Annotated in this window: 23 protein-coding genes; 15 read left to right on the top strand and 8 right to left on the bottom strand. The window is 69.1% G+C overall.

Annotated features, from left to right (window positions below):
- Nucleotides 1–113: 113 nt before the first annotated feature.
- Nucleotides 114–1,115 (bottom strand): LacI family DNA-binding transcriptional regulator, encoded by a 1,002-nt coding sequence (locus tag EV649_RS35585; RefSeq protein WP_130388085.1) that lies wholly within the window; start codon nt 1,113–1,115, stop codon nt 114–116.
- A 116-nt stretch (nt 1,116–1,231) separates the two neighbouring features.
- On the opposite strand from EV649_RS35585, the gene EV649_RS35580 reads away from it, so the two are divergent.
- From EV649_RS35580 to EV649_RS35565, 4 genes are all read left to right on the top strand, one after another.
- Complete coding sequence (locus tag EV649_RS35580) at nt 1,232–2,134, top strand: amidohydrolase family protein (protein ID WP_130388084.1); 903 nt, start codon at nt 1,232–1,234, stop codon at nt 2,132–2,134.
- A complete protein-coding gene (locus EV649_RS35575; RefSeq protein ID WP_130388083.1) occupies nt 2,131–2,691 on the top strand; it encodes a cysteine dioxygenase family protein in 561 nt (186 codons plus the stop codon). Before EV649_RS35580 ends, EV649_RS35575 begins: the two co-directional genes overlap by 4 nt.
- A 96-nt stretch (nt 2,692–2,787) precedes the next feature.
- Nucleotides 2,788–3,267: a GNAT family N-acetyltransferase gene (locus EV649_RS35570; protein ID WP_130388082.1), complete on the top strand. Its 480-nt coding sequence runs from the start codon at nt 2,788–2,790 to the stop codon at nt 3,265–3,267.
- Between the two features lie 84 nt (nt 3,268–3,351).
- Nucleotides 3,352–4,158, top strand: a complete 807-nt coding sequence (locus EV649_RS35565; protein WP_130388081.1) for a PhzF family phenazine biosynthesis protein — start codon at nt 3,352–3,354, stop codon at nt 4,156–4,158.
- Here the strand turns inward: EV649_RS35565 and EV649_RS35560 are convergent.
- A complete protein-coding gene (locus EV649_RS35560) occupies nt 4,155–4,778 on the bottom strand; it encodes a hypothetical protein (RefSeq protein ID WP_130388080.1) in 624 nt (207 codons plus the stop codon). The genes EV649_RS35565 and EV649_RS35560 overlap by 4 nt on opposite strands.
- Nucleotides 4,779–4,914: 136 nt before the next feature.
- On the opposite strand from EV649_RS35560, the gene kdpF reads away from it, so the two are divergent.
- Genes kdpF through EV649_RS35525 form a run of 7 tightly spaced genes read left to right on the top strand, consistent with a single transcriptional unit; the run spans nt 4,915 to nt 13,490 of the window.
- A complete protein-coding gene (gene kdpF, locus EV649_RS35555) occupies nt 4,915–5,004 on the top strand; it encodes a K(+)-transporting ATPase subunit F (RefSeq protein WP_130388079.1) in 90 nt (29 codons plus the stop codon).
- Nucleotides 5,004–6,665 carry a potassium-transporting ATPase subunit KdpA gene (gene kdpA / locus EV649_RS35550; RefSeq protein ID WP_130388078.1) on the top strand — a complete coding sequence of 554 codons (1,662 nt, stop codon included), beginning with the start codon at nt 5,004–5,006 and terminating at the stop codon, nt 6,663–6,665. Before kdpF ends, kdpA begins: the two co-directional genes overlap by 1 nt.
- Before the next feature lie 17 nt (nt 6,666–6,682).
- Complete coding sequence (gene kdpB / locus EV649_RS35545; protein ID WP_130388232.1) at nt 6,683–8,683, top strand: potassium-transporting ATPase subunit KdpB; 2,001 nt, start codon at nt 6,683–6,685, stop codon at nt 8,681–8,683.
- Nucleotides 8,684–8,696: 13 nt separating this feature from the next.
- Complete coding sequence (gene kdpC / locus EV649_RS35540; RefSeq protein WP_130388077.1) at nt 8,697–9,329, top strand: K(+)-transporting ATPase subunit C; 633 nt, start codon at nt 8,697–8,699, stop codon at nt 9,327–9,329.
- A gap of 17 nt (nt 9,330–9,346) precedes the next feature.
- On the top strand, nt 9,347–11,920 hold the full coding sequence (locus tag EV649_RS35535; protein ID WP_130388076.1) for a DUF4118 domain-containing protein: 2,574 nt from the start codon (nt 9,347–9,349) through the stop codon (nt 11,918–11,920).
- Nucleotides 11,917–12,594 (top strand): response regulator, encoded by a 678-nt coding sequence (locus EV649_RS35530; protein WP_130388075.1) that lies wholly within the window; start codon nt 11,917–11,919, stop codon nt 12,592–12,594. The genes EV649_RS35535 and EV649_RS35530 overlap by 4 nt, the downstream gene beginning before the upstream one ends.
- A 53-nt stretch (nt 12,595–12,647) precedes the next feature.
- Complete coding sequence (locus EV649_RS35525; protein ID WP_130388074.1) at nt 12,648–13,490, top strand: hypothetical protein; 843 nt, start codon at nt 12,648–12,650, stop codon at nt 13,488–13,490.
- On the opposite strand, the gene EV649_RS35520 is transcribed toward EV649_RS35525, so the two are convergent.
- The 3 genes from EV649_RS35520 to EV649_RS35510 all read right to left on the bottom strand — a co-directional run bounded on the left by EV649_RS35520 (nt 13,487) and on the right by EV649_RS35510 (nt 16,372).
- A complete protein-coding gene (locus EV649_RS35520) occupies nt 13,487–14,908 on the bottom strand; it encodes an aromatic amino acid lyase (RefSeq protein WP_130388073.1) in 1,422 nt (473 codons plus the stop codon). The two genes, EV649_RS35525 and EV649_RS35520, sit on opposite strands and share 4 nt — an antisense overlap.
- Nucleotides 14,909–15,047: 139 nt before the next feature.
- Entirely contained in the window at nt 15,048–15,293 is a 246-nt protein-coding gene (locus tag EV649_RS35515; RefSeq protein WP_130388072.1) for a type B 50S ribosomal protein L31, read from the bottom strand.
- Nucleotides 15,290–16,372, bottom strand: coding sequence for a GTP-binding protein (locus tag EV649_RS35510; RefSeq protein ID WP_130388071.1), 1,083 nt, complete (start codon nt 16,370–16,372; stop codon nt 15,290–15,292). The genes EV649_RS35515 and EV649_RS35510 overlap by 4 nt, the downstream gene beginning before the upstream one ends.
- A gap of 74 nt (nt 16,373–16,446) precedes the next feature.
- On the opposite strand from EV649_RS35510, the gene rpmG reads away from it, so the two are divergent.
- Together rpmG and rpsN are read left to right on the top strand one after the other, a co-directional pair.
- Nucleotides 16,447–16,614 (top strand): 50S ribosomal protein L33, encoded by a 168-nt coding sequence (rpmG, locus tag EV649_RS35505; protein WP_130388070.1) that lies wholly within the window; start codon nt 16,447–16,449, stop codon nt 16,612–16,614.
- On the top strand, nt 16,615–16,920 hold the full coding sequence (rpsN, locus tag EV649_RS35500) for a 30S ribosomal protein S14 (protein ID WP_130388069.1): 306 nt from the start codon (nt 16,615–16,617) through the stop codon (nt 16,918–16,920). It begins immediately after the preceding gene.
- Between the two features lie 6 nt (nt 16,921–16,926).
- Here rpsN and EV649_RS35495 read toward each other — a convergent pair whose 3' ends face one another.
- The 3 genes from EV649_RS35495 to EV649_RS35485 are packed head-to-tail and all read right to left on the bottom strand — an operon-like array spanning nt 16,927 to nt 18,795.
- Nucleotides 16,927–17,685 carry an IclR family transcriptional regulator gene (locus tag EV649_RS35495; protein WP_130388068.1) on the bottom strand — a complete coding sequence of 253 codons (759 nt, stop codon included), beginning with the start codon at nt 17,683–17,685 and terminating at the stop codon, nt 16,927–16,929.
- 25 nt (nt 17,686–17,710) lie between these two features.
- Nucleotides 17,711–17,902 (bottom strand): hypothetical protein, encoded by a 192-nt coding sequence (locus EV649_RS35490; protein WP_130388067.1) that lies wholly within the window; start codon nt 17,900–17,902, stop codon nt 17,711–17,713.
- Nucleotides 17,899–18,795, bottom strand: coding sequence for a GNAT family N-acetyltransferase (locus EV649_RS35485; RefSeq protein WP_241999081.1), 897 nt, complete (start codon nt 18,793–18,795; stop codon nt 17,899–17,901). Before EV649_RS35485 ends, EV649_RS35490 begins: the two co-directional genes overlap by 4 nt.
- Nucleotides 18,796–18,902: 107 nt before the next feature.
- Here EV649_RS35485 and hutH point away from each other — a divergent pair, with 107 nt between their 5' ends.
- Both hutH and hutU read left to right on the top strand, forming a co-directional pair.
- The gene (gene hutH, locus EV649_RS35480) at nt 18,903–20,444 is read left to right on the top strand and encodes a histidine ammonia-lyase (RefSeq protein ID WP_198682860.1); all 1,542 of its coding nucleotides are present in this window, start codon (nt 18,903–18,905) and stop codon (nt 20,442–20,444) included.
- 16 nt (nt 20,445–20,460) lie between these two features.
- On the top strand, nt 20,461–22,116 hold the full coding sequence (hutU, locus tag EV649_RS35475; RefSeq protein ID WP_130388066.1) for a urocanate hydratase: 1,656 nt from the start codon (nt 20,461–20,463) through the stop codon (nt 22,114–22,116).
- Nucleotides 22,117–22,193 lie beyond the last annotated feature (77 nt).

Here is a 22,193-nt window from a genome sequence, read left to right as displayed (position 1 = left end):
GCGAGGATCGAGGAATTGGCCGACGTCCGGATCATGGACAAGGGGCAGTAAGTGCAGTGGATTAGTCTAGTTTCGACCGCGTGGAACCTGTCGCGCATCGGTGGCTGTCCCGCTCAGTTAGGCGGGGCGGCGACCGAGCCGCGTTCGATCAGGGTCGGTGTGAGTGTGGTCCGGCGGACTCGGCGGTTGGTGTCGACGGCGGACGTCACGCGGGAGACGACGTGGCTGACCAGGTCGTCGAGGGGCCAGTGGAAGGTCGACAGTGGCGGCGTGAGCAGCTGGGACATCGGCTGGTCGTCGTACCCGAGCAGCGACAGGTCTTCCGGGATGCGCAGGCCGAGTTCGCGGCTGGCGGCGTACACCCCGAAGGCCATCGAGTCGGCGAGCGCGAGGATGCCGGTCGGGCGCGTGCTGCCGGAGAGCAGCGTGCGGGCGACAGCGGTCGCGCCGGCCAGGTCGTGCGGGCATTGCAGCAGGCGGATCTTCAGGCCGAGGTCGGCCGCCACGCGCTGAGCGATCTCCTCGGCGGGGCGCTCGAGGCGGCGGGTCGGACTCAGTACGCCGATGTTGCGGTGGCCGGCGTCCGACAGGCGGCGCAGTGCCGTACTCACGCCGGTCTCGTTGTCGAGGATCACCTCGGACTTCGCCTTCGCGCCGGGAAGCGCGTCGCCGATCGCGATCACCGGCGCCTGCTGGGCGATCGCGGCCCAGGCCTTCGCGGAGGGGTCGATCGGGATCACCACGATCGCGTCGGCGCGGTGGTCGACCAGGTGCTGGGCGAGCTCGAGCTGGCGGTCGGCGTCGCCGGCCGAGTCGATGATCCAGGCGTTCCGGTCCGGGGCCAAGAGCTCGCGGCCGAGTGCGGCGGCGACGCGTTGCTGCCAGAGATCCTCGAGCGAAGCGCACAGTACGCCGATGGATCCGCTGCGGCCGGAGGCGAGCGCGCGGGCGACCGGATCGGCCTGGTAGCCGAGGCGGTCGGCGGCGTCCTGGACCCGTTGCCGGGTCTCGGGTGTGCCGTGCAGACCGCGCAGCGCGTACGACACGGCGGCCATCGAGAGCCCGGTCTCGGCGGCGATGTCCTTGAGGGTCGGCCTCCGGCTGGTTCCCGGCATGCTCAAGACCCTAGCCGCCGCCGTGGACAGAAACTTGACAGACCGGGCATTGAAGCGCTTCACTCTAATCATCCTGAAGCGCTTCAATCTGATCAAACAGGCGAGGGGAGGGGCCGATGATCGACGTCCACCAGCATCTCTGGCCGGAAGCTTTCGTCGACCGGCTCCGGGCCCGCCGCGAGCCGCCGTACCTCGACGGCTGGACGCTGCACACCACCTGCGAAGCGCCGTACGACGTGGATCCCGCGGCACACGAGCTCGGTAAGCGGGTCGCCTTGGAGCAGGACTCCGGTACGACGCTGGCCGCGGTGTCGCTGTCGAGTCCGCTCGGTGTCGAGGAACTCGGGGATGCGGAGCTGCTCGCCGCCTGGCATGACGGCGCCGCGGAGTTCCCGAAGCCGTTCCGGGCATGGGCTTCCGTCGATCTGCTCGAGCCTGATGTTGCTGGGCTGGAATCCCTTCTGAACAAGGGGTTTCTTGGACTGCAGCTGCCGGCCCACGTCCTCGATACGCCGAAAGGTTGGGAGGCGCAGGCGGAGTTGCTGCGCGTCGCCGAGCGGGCGGGCAGGCCGATCCTGGTGCACCCCGGTACGGCGCGACCGACCGAGGCGCCGGGGTGGTGGGCGCCGGTTGTCGACTACACGACACAGTTGCAGGCGGCCTGGTGGGCGTGGCATGCCTTCGGCGGGCGACGCTCGTACCCCGATCTCCGCTTGTGCTTCGTTGCCGCTGCCGGTCTTGCGCCTGTGCACCACGAGCGGCTGGCCGCGCGCGGCGGCCGGCTCGGCACGATCGACCCGAACCTGTACGTCGACACGTCGAGCTACGGCCCACAAGGGATCGACGCGGTCGCTCGGGTCCTCGGCATCGACCAGGTCGTGCACGGCACCGACCGGCCGTACGCCGACACGGTCGAACTTCGCCAAGGCGACGCCGCGACCGCGGTGATCCGCCACGACAATCCTTACCGGCTGCTGTTCGGCTCCGGTACATCTACTCCTGAGAGGGGAGTGCAGTGACTGCTCAGCCAATCGACGTACCCAACGTCCCGGCGCGCCAGGCCAGCCGGCTCGTGGAGCTCAACAACTGTCTGTCGCTCGACGACCTTCCAGGACGTGATCTCACCCCTGACGAGCTGGCCGAGCTGGCCGGCGGCCTCGCGGCGCAGCCACACCTGTGGGAGGACAAGGTCGCCTACAGCGACGACGAACGCGTCTTCGCCTCGCTGCACCGCGACGCCAACGTCGACGTCTGGCTGATCTGCTGGACCCCGGTCAACGACACCGGCTGGCACGACCACGACGTCTCGTCAGGCGCCGTCGCGGTCGCCCGCGGAAAGCTCGTCGAGCACAACTTGGCCATCGGCGTCGAGTCGGTCGAGACCGAGATCGAGGCCGGCGACGTGTACGGCTTCGGCCCGGACCACATCCACCGCGTCGTCGGCCTGGACAAGGGCAGCGTCACCATCCACGCCTACAGCCCGCCCCTGTGGCGCATGGGCCAGTACTCGGTCAAGGACGGCGTACTCCGCCGGGTCTCCGTCTCGTACGCCGACGAACTCCGCCCGCTCGACTGAGTCCGAGGGGAGCGGGGAGTTCTACCGACCGTTCCAGGTGGGTAGCGTTCCCCGGTCCCCAATCGGCATGCATCGTTGTCTGACTAAGGTCAGGGGATGAGTGAGGTGGATCGGTCGTTGGTGCGGGTTGGTGTGGTGGATCCGCGGGTGGCGGTGGCGCAGTACTGCTTGGAGTCGTACTTCGCTGAGCTCGGTGAGCGCTTCGAGGCCGGCTTCGACAGGTCTCGCAGCATCTCCGCAGACAATGCCGAGTTGACCCCGCCCGCCGGGTTGTTGCTCGTAGCAACACTCCACTCGGAGCCGGTCGGGTGTGGTGCACTTAAGTTTCACGGGAACGAGCCTGCCGAGATCAAGCGAATGTGGGTGGCTCCCGATGCCCGCGGTCTCGGGTTGGGGCGCCGCCTCCTCGCCGAACTGGAACGCGAGGCGATTGCCCACGGTGCTCCCGCCGTACGGCTGGAAACCAATCGCAGCCTGACCGAGGCGATCGCCCTCTATCGCTCAGCGGGCTACGAGGAGGTCCCAGCCTTCAATGCCGAGCCCTACGCCGACCACTGGTTCGAGAAGCAGCTCTGACTACGGTTTGCGGGGCGGTTCGATGGCCACTCGGGCGGAAAGTGGTTATGGAACGAGGGGTGCCGCAGTGGTTAGCGTCGGCGTATGAGGATCCGCGTGGTTGATGCGTTCGCTGACCGAGCCTTCGCCGGGAATCCGGCGGGCGTGTGTGTGCTCGAGGCCGGGGACTGGCCGGACGAGGGCTGGATGCGAGCGGTGGCAGCCGAGATGAAGCACGCGGAGACCGCGTTCGTCCGGCCGTCGGCGGGAGCCCAGGCAGAGTGGGACCTGCGGTGGTTCACGCCGACGAAGGAAGTGGTGCTCTGCGGGCACGCGACGCTGGCGACTGCCCATGTGCTGGCGGCGGACGGGAAGGTGTCCGGGAAGGCCTCGTTCGCGACGCTGAGTGGGGTGTTGGTGGCGGACGTTGCGGACGACGGGATCACGCTGGACTTTCCGGTCAACCGGCCGATTGAGGTGCCGACGCCCGACGGCCTCGGCGCCGCGCTGGGGGTGGAGCCGGCGGAGGTCTACGTCACCGGCGAGCTCCGTGACCTGCTGGTCGTCGTCCGCGACGAGGCGGCGGTGCTCGCGGTGGCGCCGGACTACGACGCGATCGCCGCGATCACGCAGCGGGAGAGCCTTCGCGGCGTGATCGTGACGGCGCAGGGTTCGGCGTACGACTTCGTCTCGCGGTTCTTCGCGCCCGCGAGCGGGATCCCGGAGGATCCGGTGACGGGGAGCGCGCACACGAGCCTGGCGCCGTACTGGGCCGAGCGCCTCGGGCGGGACGAGTTGGTGGGCTACCAGGCGTCCGCCCGAGGCGGTGTCGTCCAGGTCGTGCAGGCCGGCGACCGCGTCTACCTGAAGGGCCAAGCGGTCACGGTGCTGGACGGTGAACTACTCGTCTAGGCCCAGGCCTCGGTATAGATGGCCTCGCCGTTCGGGGCGACGAGTTCGGTGACGACGTCGTCGGCCTCCGCGTCGAGCGGCTCGAAGGGCGGCTCGGGTACGACGTACGCGCGGGCGCCGGCCACCATCTCGATACCGGGCAGCTCGAACCAGGCCTCGCCGACCTCACGGCTGATCTCGTAGATCGCCTGCTCGGCGGAGTCGACCGGCTCGCGGTCGCCGGACTCGTCCAGTTCGGCCGGGTGCCGTTCCTGCGCGGCGCGTCCGGCCTCGAGCAGCGCGTCCAGGTCGAACACGCGCAGGTCGAACCGCGACACCACGCTGATCACCTGGTCCTGCTCGGCGTCTTCGTCCTCCTCGTCGTCGGCCGCGTCGTCCAGCAGCAACGGCGACGTACCGGTGTGCTCGAAGACCGCGTCGTTCCAGTCCTCGACCACACCTTCGAGCGCGGCGTTGTGCTCGAACAGCGTCGTGTGATCCTCGTCGCCCGTCATCGCGAGCAGGGCGTCGGTGTGCGCCTGGAGCCGTTCGGCGAGCTTGCGGCTCGCGTCGGCGAGGGCGGTCCGGGTCTCCGCGGAGAAGAACTGCTCGGCGGGGGCGGGGGTGTCCAGTTCAGTCACGTGCGTGTTCTTCCCTCATCTGTTGGTGGGAATGCCAGGCGTAAGTATGTGAGAAGCCTGTGAGAGCTGTGTCGGCGGGTGTGAGAGGCCTGCGAGAACCCTCCTGACCGGGCATCCAACGGTGTGCAGTGAAGGCATGAACGCGGAGAACATCGCCGGCCTGGTAGTGGCCGCTGCTCTGGTCCTCTATTTGATCGCCGCCCTGGTCTTTCCCGAGAGGTTCTGATGTCCGACACCGCAGCCGGCCTGTTGCAGGTCGGCCTTCTCCTCGCGTGCCTGGCGGCCGTCTACCGTCCGTTCGGCGGGTACATGGCCAGGGTCTACACGTCCGACAAGGACCTGCGGATCGAGCGCGCGACGTACAAGCTGTTCGGCGTCGACTCGAAGGTCGATCAGACCTGGGCAGTCTATGCCCGTTCGCTGATCGCGTTCTCCGCGCTCAGTGTCGTTCTGCTGTACCTGCTCCAGCGGCTGCAGCACTGGCTGCCGCTCTCGCTCGGCCTGCCGAACGTCGAGTCCGGGCTGGCCTTCAACACTGCCGCGTCGTTCGTGTCGAACACGAACTGGCAGAGTTACGTGCCCGAGGCGGTCATGGGCCACCTGGTCCAGTTCGCCGGTCTCGCGGTGCAGAACTTCCTGTCCGCGGCCGTTGGCATCGTGGTCGCGATCGCCCTGATCCGTGGCTTCTCCCGGTCGAGGACGGACCGGCTCGGCAACTTCTGGGTCGACCTGACCCGGACCGTACTGCGGGTGCTGCTGCCGATCGCCGTGATCGGGACCGTGGCGCTGGTCGCGATGGGCGTCGTACAGAACTTCTCCGGCGGTCACGAGGTCACCTCGGTGGTCGGCCAGACGCAGACCCTCCCGGGCGGCACCGTCGCCAGCCAGGAGGTCATCAAGGAGCTCGGCACGAACGGCGGCGGCTACTACAACGCCAACTCCGCGCACCCGTTCGAGAACCCGAACCCGCTGTCCAACCTGTTCGAGATCTTCCTGCTGCTGGTCATCCCGGTCTGCCTGACCCGGACCTTCGGCCTGATGGTGAAGGACAAGCGGCAGGGGTACGCGATCCTCGGCGTGATGGCGACCATCTGGTCGGCGTTCGTCGTCCTCGCGACGCTCTTCGAGGTCCAGGGCGCGGGTTCCGCGACCCAGGCCGCCGGTGCCGCGATGGAGGGCAAGGAGACCCGCTTCGGTGAGTGGGCGTCGACTCTGTTCGCGGTTTCCACGACGGGTACGTCGACCGGCGCGGTCAACTCGATGCACGACTCGTTCACGCCGCTCGGCGGCGGCGTGCCGCTGTTCCACATGATGCTCGGCGAAGTGACGCCCGGCGGTACCGGGACCGGGCTGTACGGCATGTTGATCCTGGCCGTGCTCGCGGTGTTCGTCGCGGGCCTGATGGTCGGCCGTACGCCGGAATACCTGAAGAAGAAGATCACCGCGCGCGAGATGAAGCTGGTCTCGCTCTACATCCTCACCACGCCGACCCTGGTCCTCGTCGGGACCTCGATCGCGATGGGACTGGCGACGGCGCGCGCCTCGATCCTCAACACCGACAGCCCGCACGGCTTCTCGGAGGTGCTGTACGCCTTCACATCGGCCGGCAACAACAACGGGAGCGCGTTCGCCGGTATCAGCGCGAACATCCCGTTCTACAACACGGCCCTCGGGCTGGTGATGCTCCTCGGCCGGTTCGTGCCGATCGTGTTCGCGCTCGCCCTGGCCGGCTCGCTCGCGCGGCAGCACCCGGTCCCGGTGACCCCGGGCACGCTGCCCACCCACAAAGCCCTGTTCGTCACGATGCTCGTCGGTGTCGTCCTGATCGTGACCGGCCTGACCTACTTCCCCGCACTGACTCTCGGACCCCTCGCGGAGGGACTGTGACCACGTTCAAGCCCAAGATGTTGCTCACGTCGCTGCCGGACGCGCTGCGTAAGCTCGATCCGCGGGTGATGTGGAAGAACCCGGTCATGTTCGTGGTCGAGGTGGGCGCTGCCGGATCGACGATCTTGGCCTTCACCGACTCCAGCGTGTTCGTCTGGTGGATCGTGGTCTGGCTCTGGCTGACGGTGATCTTCGCGAACCTCGCGGAGGCCGTCGCCGAAGGCCGCGGCAAGGCCCAGGCGGAGACGCTGCGCCGGGCCAAGACCGAGACCACCGCGCGCCGGCTGACCGCGAGCGGCGACGAGGAAGAGGTTCCGGCCACCCAGTTGCGGCTCGGCGACCTGGTCGTCGTCGAGGCCGGCCAGATCATCCCAGGTGACGGTGATGTCGTCGAGGGTGTCGCGAGTGTCGACGAGTCGGCGATCACCGGCGAGTCGGCTCCGGTCATCCGCGAGTCGGGTGGCGACCGCAGCGCGGTCACCGGCGGTACGAAGGTGCTGTCCGACCGGATCGTCGTGAAGATCACCACCAAGCCCGGTGAGAGCTTCATCGACCGGATGATCGCGCTGGTCGAGGGCGCATCCCGGCAGAAGACGCCGAACGAGATCGCCCTGAACATCCTGCTGGCCAGCCTGACGATCGTGTTCCTGATCGCGACCGTGACGCTTCCGACGTTCGCGGCGTACGCGCACACGAACCTGAGCATCGTGATCCTGGTGGCCCTGCTGGTCTGCCTGATCCCGACCACGATCGGTGCGCTGCTGTCCGCGATCGGCATCGCCGGCATGGACCGGCTGGTGCAGCGCAACGTGCTGGCGATGTCCGGCCGCGCGGTCGAGGCTGCGGGCGACGTGAACACGCTCCTGCTGGACAAGACCGGCACCATCACGCTGGGCAACCGGCAGGCGTCTGAGTTCATCCCGGTCCAGGGTGTGACCGACACCGAGTTGGCTGATGCAGCGCAGCTGTCGAGCCTCGCCGACGAGACGCCGGAGGGCCGGTCGATCGTCGTACTGGCGAAGACCGGCTACGGGCTGCGTGAGCGGCACACCGGGGAGTTGCCGCACGCAACGTTCGTGGAGTTCACCGCGCAGACCCGGATGAGTGGTGTGGACGTCGACAACCGGCAGGTCCGCAAGGGCGCCGCGGGTGCGGTGAACGCGTGGATCGGTGAGCACGGCGGTACGACGGACGCGCGGCTCGGGGCGATCGTCGACGGGATCTCGGCGTCCGGCGGTACGCCGCTGGTCGTTGCCGAGAGCATCGACGGTACGGCGCGGGCGCTCGGAGTGATCCACCTGAAGGACGTCGTCAAGGCGGGGATGCGGGAGCGGTTCGACCAGATGCGCGCGATGGGAATCCGGACCGTGATGATCACCGGCGACAACGCGCTGACCGCGAAGGCGATCGCGGAGGAGGCCGGGGTCGACGACTTCCTGGCCGAGGCGACGCCCGAGGACAAGATGGCGCTGATCAAGAAGGAGCAGGAGGGCGGTCGGCTGGTCGCGATGACCGGCGACGGCACCAACGACGCTCCGGCGCTGGCGCAGGCCGATGTCGGCGTGGCGATGAACAGCGGTACGTCGGCCGCCAAGGAAGCCGGCAACATGGTCGACCTCGACTCCAACCCGACCAAGCTGATCGAGATCGTGGAGATCGGCAAGCAGTTGCTGATCACCCGTGGTTCGCTGACCACGTTCTCGATCGCGAACGACGTGGCGAAGTACTTCGCGATCCTGCCGGCGTTGTTCGCGGCGGCGTACCCGGGTCTGGACAAGCTGAACATCATGGGGCTGCACTCGCCGGAGTCGGCGATCGTGTCCGCCATCGTGTTCAACGCCCTCGTCATCGTGGCGCTGGTGCCGCTCGCGCTGCGAGGCGTCCGGTACAAGCCGTCGTCGGCCTCGGCGATGCTGCGGCGCAACCTGCTCATCTACGGCGTCGGCGGGCTCATCACGCCGTTCGTCGGCATCAAGCTCCTCGACCTGGTGATCTCACTGATCCCCGGGCTGCGTTGAAAGGTCGTTGTTGATGGCAAGCAATCTGCCCGGCTCGGTCCGGCAGTTCGGAGTGGCGCTCAGGGCGCTGCTCGTCTTCACGGCGATCCTCGGGATCGTCTACCCGCTGGTGATGACCGGTGTCGCCCAGGCGCTGTTCCACGGCAACGCGAACGGGTCGATCATCAAGGTGAACGGCAAGGAGGTCGCCTCGGACCTGATCGGCCAGGCGTACACCATGGACAGCGGAAAGAAGGACTCCGACGGCAAGGCGATCATGGTCGCCGACCCGACGTGGTTCCAGACCCGCCCGTCCGCGAGCGACTACGACGCGAAGGCCAGTGGCGGCTCGAACCTCGGACCGAACAACGCCGACCTGCTAGCCGCGATCGAGGAGCGGCGCAAGACGGTCGCGGCGCTGGAGGGCGTCGACCCGTCCCAGGTCCCGCCGGACGCGGTCACGGCCAGCGGCAGCGGTCTCGACCCGAACATCAGCCCGGCGTACGCCGCTCTGCAGGTCAACCGGGTCGCCCGTGAGCGGAGCCTGAGCGTCGAACAGGTCCAGAAGCTGGTGAAGGACATCACGGAGGGCCGGACCCTGGGCTTCCTCGGGGAGCCCAGAGTGAACGTGGTCAAGCTCAACGCTGCACTGGCTGCGCTGGGCTGAGCTGAGAGCATGGGGCTATGAGCAAGAGCGGCCGCGGGCATCTGCGGATCTACTTGGGGGCCGCGCCCGGCGTTGGAAAGACCTACAAGATGCTGGGCGAGGGCCGCCGCCGGCGCGCCCGGGGAACCGACGTCGCGGTCGGTTTCGTGGAGACCCACGGCCGCAAGTACACCGACGAGATGCTGGACGGTCTGGAGACGGTGCCGCGACGGATCCTCGACTACCGCGGCGCCAGCTTCACCGAGATGGACCTCGACGCGGTCCTGGCCCGGCGCCCGGACGTCGCGCTGATCGACGAGATGGCGCACACCAACGTGCCGGGCAGCCGGCACGAGAAGCGCTGGCAGGACATCGACGAGCTGCTGAACGCCGGGATCGACGTGATCTCGACGTTGAACATCCAGCACCTCGAGTCGATCAACGACGTGGTCGAGAAGATCACCGGCGTACCGCAGCAGGAGACGGTCCCGGACCGGGTGGTGCGGGCCGCGGACCAGATCGAGCTCGTCGACATGACGCCGGAGGCGCTCCGCCGGCGGATGGCGCACGGGAACGTGTACACCGCCGACAAGATCGACGCTGCCCTGGGCAACTATTTCCGGGTCGGCAACCTGTCCGCGCTGCGGGAGCTCGCGCTGCTCTGGCTCGCGGACCGGGTGGACGCCGGTCTGCAGCAGTACCGCGCGGAGCACGACATCGACTCCACCTGGGAGGCTCGCGAGCGCGTCGTGGTCGCGCTGACAGGAGGTCCCGAGGGTGAGACGCTGATCCGGCGTGCCGCCCGGATCGCAGCGCGGTCGTCGGGCGGCGATCTGCTCGCCGTCCATGTCGCGCGGTCCGACGGGCTGACCGGCGCGAACCCGAGCAAGCTCGCCGAGCAGCGGAACCTGGTCGAGAAGCTTGGTGGGACCTACCACCAGGTGGTCGGCGACGACATCCCCACCGCGCTGCTGACCTTCGCGCGGGCGGAGAACGCCACGCAGCTCGTCCTCGGCGGCTCGCGCCGGAGCCGGCTGTCGACGTTGCTCACCGGCCCGGGCATCGGGTCGACGACGATCCGCGACTCCGGCGATATCGACGTACACCTCGTTACGCACTCGCTGATGGGCCGCGGCAGGTTGCCCAGGCTTCGGGGCAGTCTGTCCCGGAAACGGAAGATCCAGGGCTTCGTGCTGGCCGTCCTCCTGCCGCCGGTGCTTGCGCTGGTCCTCGGGCTCGGCGGAGACACGCTCAACCTGACCAGCAACGTGCTGGCGTTCCTGTTCGCCGTCATCGTGGTGGCGCTGGTCGGCGGGATGTGGCCGGCGATGGTGACCGCGATCGCCGGCTCGCTGGTGCTGAACTACTTCTTCACGCCGCCGAAGCGGACTTTCACGATCGCCGAGCTGAACAACGCCTTGGCGTTGCTGATCTTCGTCCTGGTCGCGGCCATGGTCAGTACGGTCGTCGATCGCGCGGCACGCCGTACCAGACAAGCGGCGCGGGCGGCCGCGGAATCGGAGACGTTGGCGACCTTGGCCGGATCGGTACTGCGTGGCGAGACAGCGCTGCCCGCCCTGCTGGAGCGGGTCCGCGAGGCGTTCGGGATGACCGGGGCGTGCCTGATGGAGCGCGTGGACGACGACGAGCTGACCGAGGTGTGGCGACCACTCGCCTCGGCCGGGTCGCTCACCTGCACCCGGCCGGAGGAGGCCGACGCGGAGATTCCCGCCCGCGACGACCTGGTGCTGGTGCTGCAGGGCCATCAGCTGCAGGCGGACGAGCGGCGGCTGGTCGGGGCGTTCGCGGCGCATGCGGCGGCGCTGGTCGATCGGGGCCGGTTGAGTGAGGCGGCCGCCGAGGCGAAGCCACTCGCCGAGGCCGACAAGCTGCGTACGGCGTTGCTTCGCGCCGTCGGTCATGACCTGAGATCCCCACTGGCGTCGGCGAAGGCCTCGGTGACTTCGCTGCGCAGCGATGATGTCGAGTGGAGCGAATCCGAGCGGGCCGAGCTGCTGGAGACCGCAGACGAGTCACTCGACCGGTTGTCGCGGTTGGTGGACAACCTGCTCGACCTCAGTCGCCTGCAGGCCGGCGTACTCCCGGTCTTCACCCGTCCGATGGCGCTCGACGAGATCCTCCCCGGCGTACTGTCCGAGCTGGGCGACGACGCCGATCGGGTGACGGTCGACATCCCGGACACGCTGCCGCTGGTCGAGGCGGACCCGGCGCTGCTGGAGCGCGTGGTCGCGAACATCCTGGCGAACGCGATCCGCTACTCGCCGGACGGCCGGGCGCCGCTGGTCACCGGGAGCGCGCTCGGCGACACCGTGGAGATCCGGGTCATCGACCGCGGACCGGGGATCCCGCGCCAGGAGCGGGACCGGGTGTTCGCGCCGTTCCAGCGACTCGGCGACACCGACAACACGGTCGGCGTCGGGCTCGGGCTCGCCCTGGCCCGAGGACTCGCCGAGGCGATGCACGGGACCTTGCAGCCCGAGGACACCCCAGGTGGTGGACTGACCATGGTGGTCGCGATCCCGACCGCCACCCTCCGCCCTGACGCGCCGGTCCCCGGAGCGCGCGAACGATCCGAGCAGGAGGGTCCATGACCAGGGTTTTGGTGGTTGATGACGAGCCGCAGATCGTGCGGGCGTTGCAGATCAACCTGAAGGCGCGGGGGTACGAGGTGCATCTGGCCGGCACCGGTACGTCGGCGTTGAAGGTCGCCGCGCAGCATCCGCCGGAGCTGGTGATCCTCGACCTCGGGCTGCCGGACCTCGACGGCGTGGACGTGATCCGCGGACTGCGCGGCTGGACCGACGCGCCGATCCTGGTGCTGTCCGGGCGGACCGACCAGACCGACAAGGTCGAGGCGCTGGATGCCGGCGCGGACGACTACGTGACGAAGCCGTTCGGGATCGATGAGCTGCTGGCCCGGATGCGCGCCGTACTCCGGCGCAGCAACCTCGCCCAGGACCAGCCGATCGTGACTGTCGGCGGCGCCGTCGTCGACCTGGCCGCGAAGCGCGTCACCCTGGAGAACGGCGAGGACATCCGCCTCACGCCGACCGAGTGGCACCTGCTGGAGGTCCTGATCCGCAACCCCGGCAAGCTGATGTCCCAGCGCCAGCTCCTCACCGAGGTCTGGGGCCCCGGCTACGAGTCCGCCAGCGGCAACCTCCGCTTCTACATGGGCCAGCTCCGCCGCAAACTCGAACCCGACCCCGCCCGACCGAAACACCTCCTCACCGAACCAGGAATGGGCTACCGCTTCGAGCCGTGAAGCCTGTCCGATTCGTTCAAGACCTGGGTGTGGGGATGGGTAAGGGTGGGGGTATGGACATCTTCACGGCAGGTCGGGACTTTGTACGGCGGGACGCTCGGGTGCTCGAGCGGCGGCTCTTCGCGGCGGTTTTCGAGGGGGCTGATCCGCAGGGGGTGGTCGACGCGCTCCGTGGGTTCCAGAACGCCGACGGCGGGTTCGGGCATGGGCTGGAGCCGGACAAGCGGTGTCCGGACAGCCTCCCGCTGGACGTCGAGGTCGCGTTCGACACGTTGCTCGCGGCGGGTGCCCGGGACGAGGAGATGGTCCGACGGGCGGCAGACTGGCTCGATCGGACCGCGACGGCCGACGGTGCCGTGCCGTTGTGTGGTCCGGCGGTGGAGGGATACCCGCGCGCCGAGCACATCACCGAGTGGACCTACCAACCCGACATCAACCCCACCGCGGGCCTGGTAGGCCGGCTGCACAAGCTCGACATCGAGCACCCGTGGCGCGAACGGGCCGCCGTTTGGTGCGCCGCGCAGTTGGCGAAGGGGTTCCCGGAGGACGCCCACGGCATGCACGAGGCACTCGAGTTCCTGGAGCACACCGACGACGTCGACTTCGACCGCGTCCGCGAGTGGCTCCCCAAGCTCGGGCACTACCGTGCCGACGCCGGGGATCCGACGTACGGCGTGACTCCGCTGCAGTTCGCGTCGACTCCGGACAGCTTCTGGCGTCCGCTCTTCACCGACGCCCAGCTCGACGCCCACCTGGACCGCCTCATCGAGGACCAGCAGGACGACGGCGGCTGGGCCATCACCTGGGAACCGCCGGGCCCGGCCGCCACCCTCGAGTACCGCGGCATCGTCACGGTCGGCGCCCTCCGCACGCTGAAGGCCTACAACCGCCTCTAACCGGACTCGGCGGGATGTTCGACCTGGCGGTCGCCCCACTGCGTGAGTATGCCGCGGGCGATCTCCAGGTCCTCCCGGAGCGATCGGTCGGCCAGGTCGTCCGGCAGGGCCGCGAGAGCGTCGGTCAGCCACGGGCCGACGGGCGCCGGGGCGAGATCATCGGGAGTCAGGGCGGCCAGGCGGATCGCGCGGACTGCGGTGACGAGTTCGCTGGCGAGGACCTCGCGGAGTGCGTCGAGGAGTTGCTTGGTCAGTACGGCGGCTTGCGGCGCGAAGCTGGCGTGCAACTCGGCGCCGCGGGACAGCGTCGCCGTACCGAGAGTCGCGGGTTGCGCGGCCGAGCGAACCGCGGCGAGGGCGTCGTGGGCGACGTACTCGATCATCATCACGCCCGAGCTCGCCTCGGCGCCGCTCGCGAGGAACGCACTGAGGCCGGTGTACTCCGGGTCGACGAGGTTCGCCACCCGGGTCGTCGACAGGGTGGCGACGCTGTGCAGGCTGAGCCGGAGCGAGTCGAGGGCGATGGCGATCGGCATCGCGTGCCAGTTGCCGTTGTGCAGCACGGTGTCGCCGGCCACCAGCGGATTCTCCGCAGCCGCGTTGATGTCGATCCGCACGCTGTTGCCCAGGGCATCGGCATGGTCGACGGCCGGGCCGAGCACCTGGGCGAAAGCCCTCAACCCGAACGGATCCTGAACCCGGGCCGGTTTCAGCGGGAGCCCTTCGAGCAGGTCACGCATCCTGCGCGCGACCCGGATCTGACCCGGCTGCGGACGGGCCTCGTGGACCCGGACGTCGTACACCTCGGCGTTGCCGCGCAGTGCGACGTGGGAGAGGGCGCCGACCAGCGGTACGACGTTGATCAGCGTTGCGGCCTCGACGTACGCGAGGCAGCACTCGGCGAGCGTGAGCGCGTTGCTGGACAGCAGCGGGAGCGCACTGGTTCCGTCGATGACGTCGCCGAGAGCGAGCCCGAGTTCGGCGAGCGGGCCGAGGTCGCCGGTGCCGATCGCGCCGCCGCGGTGCAGGTCGGGCAGGTCGTCGTCGTTGAGCAGGCCAACGATCGCGTCGGCCACCGCCGGGTCGAGCCCGGACCCGCCCGCCGCGAGCTGGTTGACCCGGATCAGGAGCCCGAGCCGTACGACGTCCTTCGGGAACGACGTCGTACCGGTGGTGGAATGCGATCCGAGCAACCGCGCGCCGTGCTCCGGGTCGGACGTCAGCACGTCCCGGTTCGCCCCGACACCCGTGGTCCGCCCGTACACCGGCCGCCGCCTCGCGACCTCGGCCACTACCTGCGCCGACTCGTACATCCGCTTCCGGGCGTCGTCGCTCAACCGCACCGCCGTACGCCGCTGCCCGAGCGCCACCGCCTCCAACGGCGACAGCCCCGCACCCGTCAGTTCAACCGGCTCCATGCGCACAGTGTGATCCGCCCCACCCACGAACTCCCACTACCCCCGCCATCTTCCCGTCTCGAATCCGAGACGGTTGAGTCTCCGGACATGCGAACGGCCCGCTCGGAGACCGAGCGGGCCGTTGGGGGGTACGGCGGGGTTACTTCTGGCCGTAGCGCTTGCGGAACTTCTCCACGCGGCCCTGGGTGTCCATCACGCGCTGCTGGCCCGTGTAGAACGGGTGGCTCGCGGACGAGATCTCGACGTCGACGACCGGGTAGGTGTTCCCGTCGTGCCACTCGATGGTCTCGTTGCTCTCGCGGGTCGAACCGGTGAGGAAGCTGAAGTTGCCGGACTTGTCCCGGAAGACGACCCGGCGGTAGTCGGGGTGGATGTCCTTCTTCATGCTGCAGTACTTCCTTCCAAGTAGGGGGCGAACGGATCGGTCAGGGGGTGGACCGCTTCGTCCGCACGCAGGACACAACCGTCGAGGCGCTCGCGTAATTCCCGGACGTCCAGGTCGACGCCGGTCAGTGAGAGGTACGACGCGCGGTCGCCGTACTCGGGGTGCCACTCGAGGGCCGACCGTGCTTGGTGCTGCTGCCCGACGCCTGCCCAGCGGTCGGCCGGGAGGTCGGCCAGCCACGGACCAAGGACGCCGATCGAGACGTTCGTGCCGAAGCTGTCCCAGCTGAGCCGGCTGCGGTGCTGGGTCGCGATCCAGAGCGTGCCGCGGCCGCGGGCCGTGCCGGCGACCAGATCCTCGAGGGCGTCGTACAGCCGCTCGGGGTGGAACGGCCGGGCGGACTGCCAGACGAACGTTCGCCCGTCCACAGGCGCCGCGATCGAGCCGGGCTCGACGGTGACGCCGGGAACATGCAGCCGTACACCGAGCAGGCCGGCCGGACTGGTCTTGACCAGGAGCCTCGGGTTGATCGCCTGGATGAGCGCGCTGGTGCTTTCGTCGTCGGTGGTGAGGACGGCTGCGTCGGCGTACTCGAGCTGCCGTACGACAACCTCGGCGATCGCTCGGCCGTCCTCCGCGGCGGTCGGGATGCCGCGCTCCCGGATCAGCTCTTCGCCGGTGAGGTCGGCGGTCGCGGTCGTCGTGTCGACGGTGGTGATGACAGCGTCGACAGCGAGGTCGGTGTCGTGGTCGATCTCGGTCGCGATCGCGTGCGTGTCACCGGCGGTGGGGACGTTGACGATCGCGATGTCGTACAGCTCAACGGCGGCGATGCTTGCGAGCAGCTGGACCAGCGATCCGCGCATCGCGCAGGAGACGCACGGGTGGTCCATCGTGACCACCTCGCGGTCGATCACGCCGGTGGCGGTGCGTGCGATCCGTACGACGGAGCCGGTGCTCAGGGCGCTCACGTCGTACTCCACCAGGACGCCCCGCGGGCCGGCGGCGGCCAGCAGATTCCCCGCGACGGCGCCGCGGAACCCGTCGTCGAGCCCCGTCAGCAAGGTCACCGGAATCATCTGCTCTCCTGTCTTGTTGAAAATGATAACCAGTACAAAGTACCCTATGGGTCACCGGTCAGAGAAAGGACAGCATGGCCAAGCGCAACGACCTCCGCCCCATCGTCAAGCTCCGCAGTACGGCGGGTACCGGCTTCACCTATGTAACCCGCAAGAACCGTCGGAACAATCCCGACCGCCTGGTAATCCGCAAGTACGACCCCAAACTCCGCCAACACGTCGACTTCCGCGAAGAGCGGTAGATGGCCACCACGGCGAAGATCGCCCGCAACAACCACCGCCGCCGTACCGTCGCCCACTACTCCGAGCGCCGGGCCGCCCTGAAGGCGATCATCGCCGCCCCGGCCACGTCGCCCGCTGACCGCGCCGAGGCGCAGTTGAAGCTCCAAAAGCTCCCGAGAGACGCCAGCCCCACCCGCATCCGCAACCGCGACATGACGGATGGTCGCCCCCGCGGCTACATCGGCAAAGCCGGCCTCTCCCGAATCCACTTCCGCGAACTAGCCCACCGAGGCGAACTCCCCGGCGTGACCAAGTCCTCCTGGTAGGCCGGTTCAGCCGTGGAGGCGGCGGGTCAGGGCTTTGGCTGCTTGGCGGATCTTGTGGGCCAGGTGGGGGCGGTCGGTGGCGGGGACTGCGTCGGTGCGGAAGGTGACGCTGATGGCGGCTACCGGGTGGCCGGCGTGGTCGACGGCGGCGCTGGCCACCGAGGCGACGCCGGGGGTGATGAAGGAGTCCTCGACGGCGAAGCCCTGGCGTTTCTCGTCGGCGAGGATGCGGCGCAGTTGGGTCAGCGTCTGCGGTCCCAGATCGGTACGGCGTACGAAGGACTCCGGCGTCGGGAACAACGCCCGTACCTGAGCAGGCGGCAGCTCGGCGAGCAACGCCCGACCGGACGCCGTGAGCGTGGCAGGCAGCCGTACGCCGACATCGGTCACCAACGTGACGGGTCGCGGCGGCTGCTCCTTCAGCAGGTACACCAGCTCCCGACCATGCAGTACGCCGAGATGCGCCGTCTGCCCCACCTCGTGCACCAGTTGCGCGAGCAACGGCCGGGCCAACCGCTCGAGCGGATCGTGCCGCAGGTACGCGGACCCGATCTCGAAGGCCGCCACCCCGAGCCCGTACCGCTTCTCCTCGGGCAGATGTACGACGAATCCCTCGTCGATCATTGCCCGCAGCAAGTGGTACGTCGACGAGCGCGGCAACCCGACCGCGGAGGCGATGCGCTCCATCGGTACGGGACCGGGCTGCGTGGCCAGGAACGTCAGGACCCGCAGGGTTCGGGTCGAGGCGGGAACGTTGCCGCTCACAACCGCACTGTAACCCCGCCCTGCCTCAGATCCCGGACGACTGCCGTTTCTTCGCGCGGCTCCGGCGCAGCCAGAACCGGAAGCCCTCGCCCGCGACCGCGACCGCGAACAGCCCGCCGGCCACACCCCAGTCCATGAACGCCGGCCCGGACACCACATACCCGATGACGAGCGCCAGCACCAGGAAGAACGCCAGCGAGGTCGCGAGCCGCTTCACAGTGCCTTCTCCGCGGTCCAGGCGCCCCCGGTCTCCTGGTAGCCGAGCCACCGGTTCACCGCGAGCATCGGCTCGTTCGCCGCGTCGTTCCCGGTCGATGCGACCGTGAACCCGGCATCCCGTGAGCGGGCGAGCGCCACGGACTTCACCACCTTCGCCAGCCCGCGGCCACGCGCCGAGGGGATCGTCCCGGTCAGGTTCGACCAGATCATCTTCCGGTCCGGATCCGCGGTCGTGGTCACGAACGACAGCACCCGGTCCCCGTCCAGTACGGCGACACTCAGGTCGAACCGGTTGTCCGGGTTCGACCACGACGTACGGACCCATTCCTCGTACGCCGGTCCGCCCGACAGCCCGCTCGGGTCGTCGTCACGCACCTGGACCTCGGCGTCGTACAACTGCTTCGGATCCAACTCGTCGTACGTCGCCACCCGCAGACCCTCCGGCGATGCGACCGGCTCGAGCGCCGCTGTCAGGTCGGCAGCGGAGTGCGACATCCGCCGGTCGATCGTGAATCCGCGCTTCGTCGCGAACGTCTTCGAGTCCTCGTCGTCCGCCACGACCACCAGCAAGCGCCCGGCGCCGAGCTCGGTGACCCGCTCCGTGATCGCGGTCGTCAACGCACTCCCGATCCCGCGCTTGCGGTACTCCGGCGGCACCTGGAGCGTGACCCGCACCCGCGGCGCCTCGGCATCCGCCGGCGGCAGGTAGATACTCGCGTACCCGACCACGTCCGGTCCGTCGACGGCGATCAGCACCTCCTGGCTGCGACCGTGCTTCAGTTGCAGCTCGATCGCCCGTGCCGTCTTCACCAGCTGTGGCATCGTCGCGGCCCAGACCCGGGCGATCCCCACCGCATCCTCCGGACGCGCCGTCCGGACCTCGAACACCATGGCAGGACTCTACGGCTACAGAGGGTCGTGACGGCTGTCTCAGATTCGAGACGGATAGTGGTACGGCGCTGCTGTCCAGGAGCGATCCGGCGCGGTGCAATGTTCGGGTGGAACACACAGTGAATGTCGGCGTCGGACCGCTGACCCCGGCCGAAGTGGTCGCGGTCGCACGGTACGGCGCGCAGGTACGGATCGACGACCAGGCACTCGAGGAGATCGCGAAGTCGCGCGCCGCGATCGAGGCGCTGGCCCACGCGGACACCCCGCACTACGGGGTCTCGACCGGGTTCGGTGCGCTCGCCACGCGGCACATCGCGCCGGAGCTTCGGGCGCAGTTGCAGCGCAGTCTGATCCGCTCGCACGCGGCCGGCTCCGGTCCCGAGGTGGAGACCGAGGTCGTCCGGGCGCTGGCCCTGCTCCGGCTGTCCACCCTCGCCACCGGCCGCACCGGAGTGAAGGTCGAGACGGCCCAGGCGTACGCCGGTCTGCTCAACGCGCACCTGACGCCGGTGGTCCACGAGTACGGCAGCCTCGGGTGCTCGGGCGACCTCGCCCCGCTGTCTCACGTCGCCCTCGCGATCCTGGGCGAAGGCAAGGTCCGCGATGCCGACGGCAACCTTCTCGACGCCGGCGAAGCCCTCCAGCAGCACGGCCTCGCACCGGTCGTCCTGGCCGAGAAAGAAGGCCTCGCGCTGATCAACGGGACCGACGGCATGCTCGGCATGCTGCTCCTCGCGCTCGCCGACCTCGACCGGCTGTTCAAGTCCGCCGACCTCGCCGCCGCGATGAGCGTCGAGGCCCAGCTCGGCACCGACCGAGTGTTCGCCGAGGACCTGCAGGCCCTTCGCCCGCACCCCGGCCAGGCGGCGTCCGCCGCTAACCTGCGCGCGATCCTCAAGGACAGTGCGATCGTCGCCAGCCATCGCGGTCCGGACTGCAACCGGGTGCAGGACGCCTACTCCCTCAGGTGTTCGCCCCAGGTCCACGGAGCCGCCCGCGACACCGCCGCGCACGCCGCGAGCGTCGCCGGCCGCGAGCTCGCCGCCGCGATCGACAACCCGGTTGTCCTCCCGGACGGGCGGGTCGAGTCCAACGGCAACTTCCACGGCGCTCCCGTCGGGTACGTGCTCGACTTCCTCGCGATCGCCGTCGCGGACCTCGCCAGCATCAGCGAACGACGTACCGACCGTTTCCTCGACGTCGCCCGCAACCACGGCCTGAACGCATTCCTGGCCGACGATCCGGGCGTCGACAGCGGCCACATGATCGCGCAGTACACGCAGGCCGCGATCGTGTCCGAGCTGAAGCGCCTCGCCGTACCCGCCAGCGTCGACTCGATCCCGAGCAGCGCGATGCAGGAGGACCACGTCTCGATGGGCTGGTCCGCCGCACGCAAGCTGCGCAAGTCGGTCGACGGCCTGCAGCGGGTGCTGGCGATCGAGATCCTCACGGCCGCGCGGGCGCTCGACCTGCGCGCGCCGCTGGACCCGGCACCGGCCACCGCCGCCGTCCGGGCCGCCCTGCGGGAGCACGTCGAGGGTCCGGGCACCGACCGGCATCTCGCTCCCGAGATCGAGCACTCCGTCGGGCTCGTTGCCGACGGCACCTATGTCACCGCCGCCGAGGCCGTCACCGGCCCGCTGAACTAGAAAGGCTGGATCACCCATGTCCGGACCCCGTCCCGTACGCGCGCCTCGCGGCACCACGCTGACCGCCCGCGGCTGGCAGCAGGAAGCCGCGCTGCGGATGCTGCAGAACAACCTCGACCCCGAGGTCGCGGAGCACCCTGACGAACTCGTCGTGTACGGCGGTTCCGGCAAGGCCGCCCGCGACTGGAACTCGTTCGACGCGATGGTGCGCACCCTGACCACGCTGAAGGACGACGAGACGATGCTCGTCCAGTCCGGCCGCCCGGTCGGCGTGATGCAGACGCACGAGTGGGCGCCGCGGGTGCTGATCGCGAACTCGAACCTGGTCGGCGACTGGGCCACCTGGGAGGAGTTCCGCAAGCTCGAGGCGATGGGGCTCACGATGTACGGCCAGATGACGGCCGGGTCGTGGATCTACATCGGTACGCAGGGCATCCTGCAGGGCACGTACGAGACGTTCGGCGCGGTCGCCGAGAAGAAGTTCGGCGGCTCGCTGGCCGGCACCGTCACGCTGACCGCCGGACTCGGCGGCATGGGTGGCGCGCAGCCGCTGGCGGTCACGATGAACGACGGCGTCGCGATCTGTATCGACGTCGACTCCACGCGGATCGACCGGCGCATCGAGCACCGCTACCTCGACGTACGGGCGTCCTCTCTGGACGATGCGCTGCGCCTGGCGGAAGAGGCCAAGAAGGCGCGCCGTCCGCTGTCGATCGGTGTCCTCGGCAACGCCGCGGTGATCGTGCCCGAGCTCCTCGAGCTCGGTGCGCCGATCGACATCGTCACCGACCAGACGTCGGCGCACGACCCGTTGATGTACTTGCCAGTCGGCATCGACTTCGAGGATTGGGCGACCGCGCGGGAGAAGGACCCGGCCGGGTTCACCGAGCGCGCGCAAGCCTCGATGGCGCGGCACGTCGCGGCGATGGTCGGGTTCCAGGACGCGGGCGCCGAGGTGTTCGACTACGGCAACTCGATCCGGGACGAGGCGCGGAAGGCGGGCTACAGTCGCGCGTTCGAGTTCCCCGGCTTCGTTCCGGCGTACATCCGGCCGTTGTTCTGTGAAGGAAAGGGCCCGTTCCGGTGGGCGGCGCTGTCCGGCAACCCGGCGGACATCGCGAAGACGGACCAGGCGATCCTGGACCTGTTCCCGGACAACGAGCACCTCAGCCGGTGGATCAAGCTGGCCGGCGAGCGGGTCGCGTTCCAGGGCCTGCCGGCCCGGATCTGCTGGCTCGGCCAGGGCGAGCGCGACAAGGCCGGGCTGCGGTTCAACGAGATGGTGGCCTCCGGTGAACTCGAGGCGCCGATCGTGATCGGTCGCGACCACCTGGATACCGGCAGCGTGGCCTCGCCGTACCGGGAGACCGAAGGCATGCTGGACGGCTCGGACGCGATCGCGGACTGGCCGTTGCTGAACGCGATGGTGAACGTGTCCAGCGGCGCGTCCTGGGTGTCGATCCACCACGGCGGCGGCGTCGGCATCGGCCGCTCCATCCACGCCGGCCAGGTGTCGGTTGCCGACGGCACCGATCTGGCCCGGCAGAAGCTGGAGCGGGTACTGACCAACGACCCGGCGATGGGTGTCATCCGGCACGTCGATGCCGGTTACGACAAGGCCGTCGAGGTCGCCGACCAGCGGGGTGTGCGGGTGCCGATGCGGGAAAGCTGATCGCAGAGTGCGACCGTGGTTATCTGTATTGCTACGGTGCACTTTCTCACGGACCGGGAAACCGTGCGATCACGTGG

This window comes from Kribbella sp. VKM Ac-2569, from assembly GCF_004216905.1.
GTDB lineage: Bacteria > Actinomycetota > Actinomycetes > Propionibacteriales > Kribbellaceae > Kribbella.
This window is presented reverse-complemented; position numbering and strand designations above follow the sequence as displayed.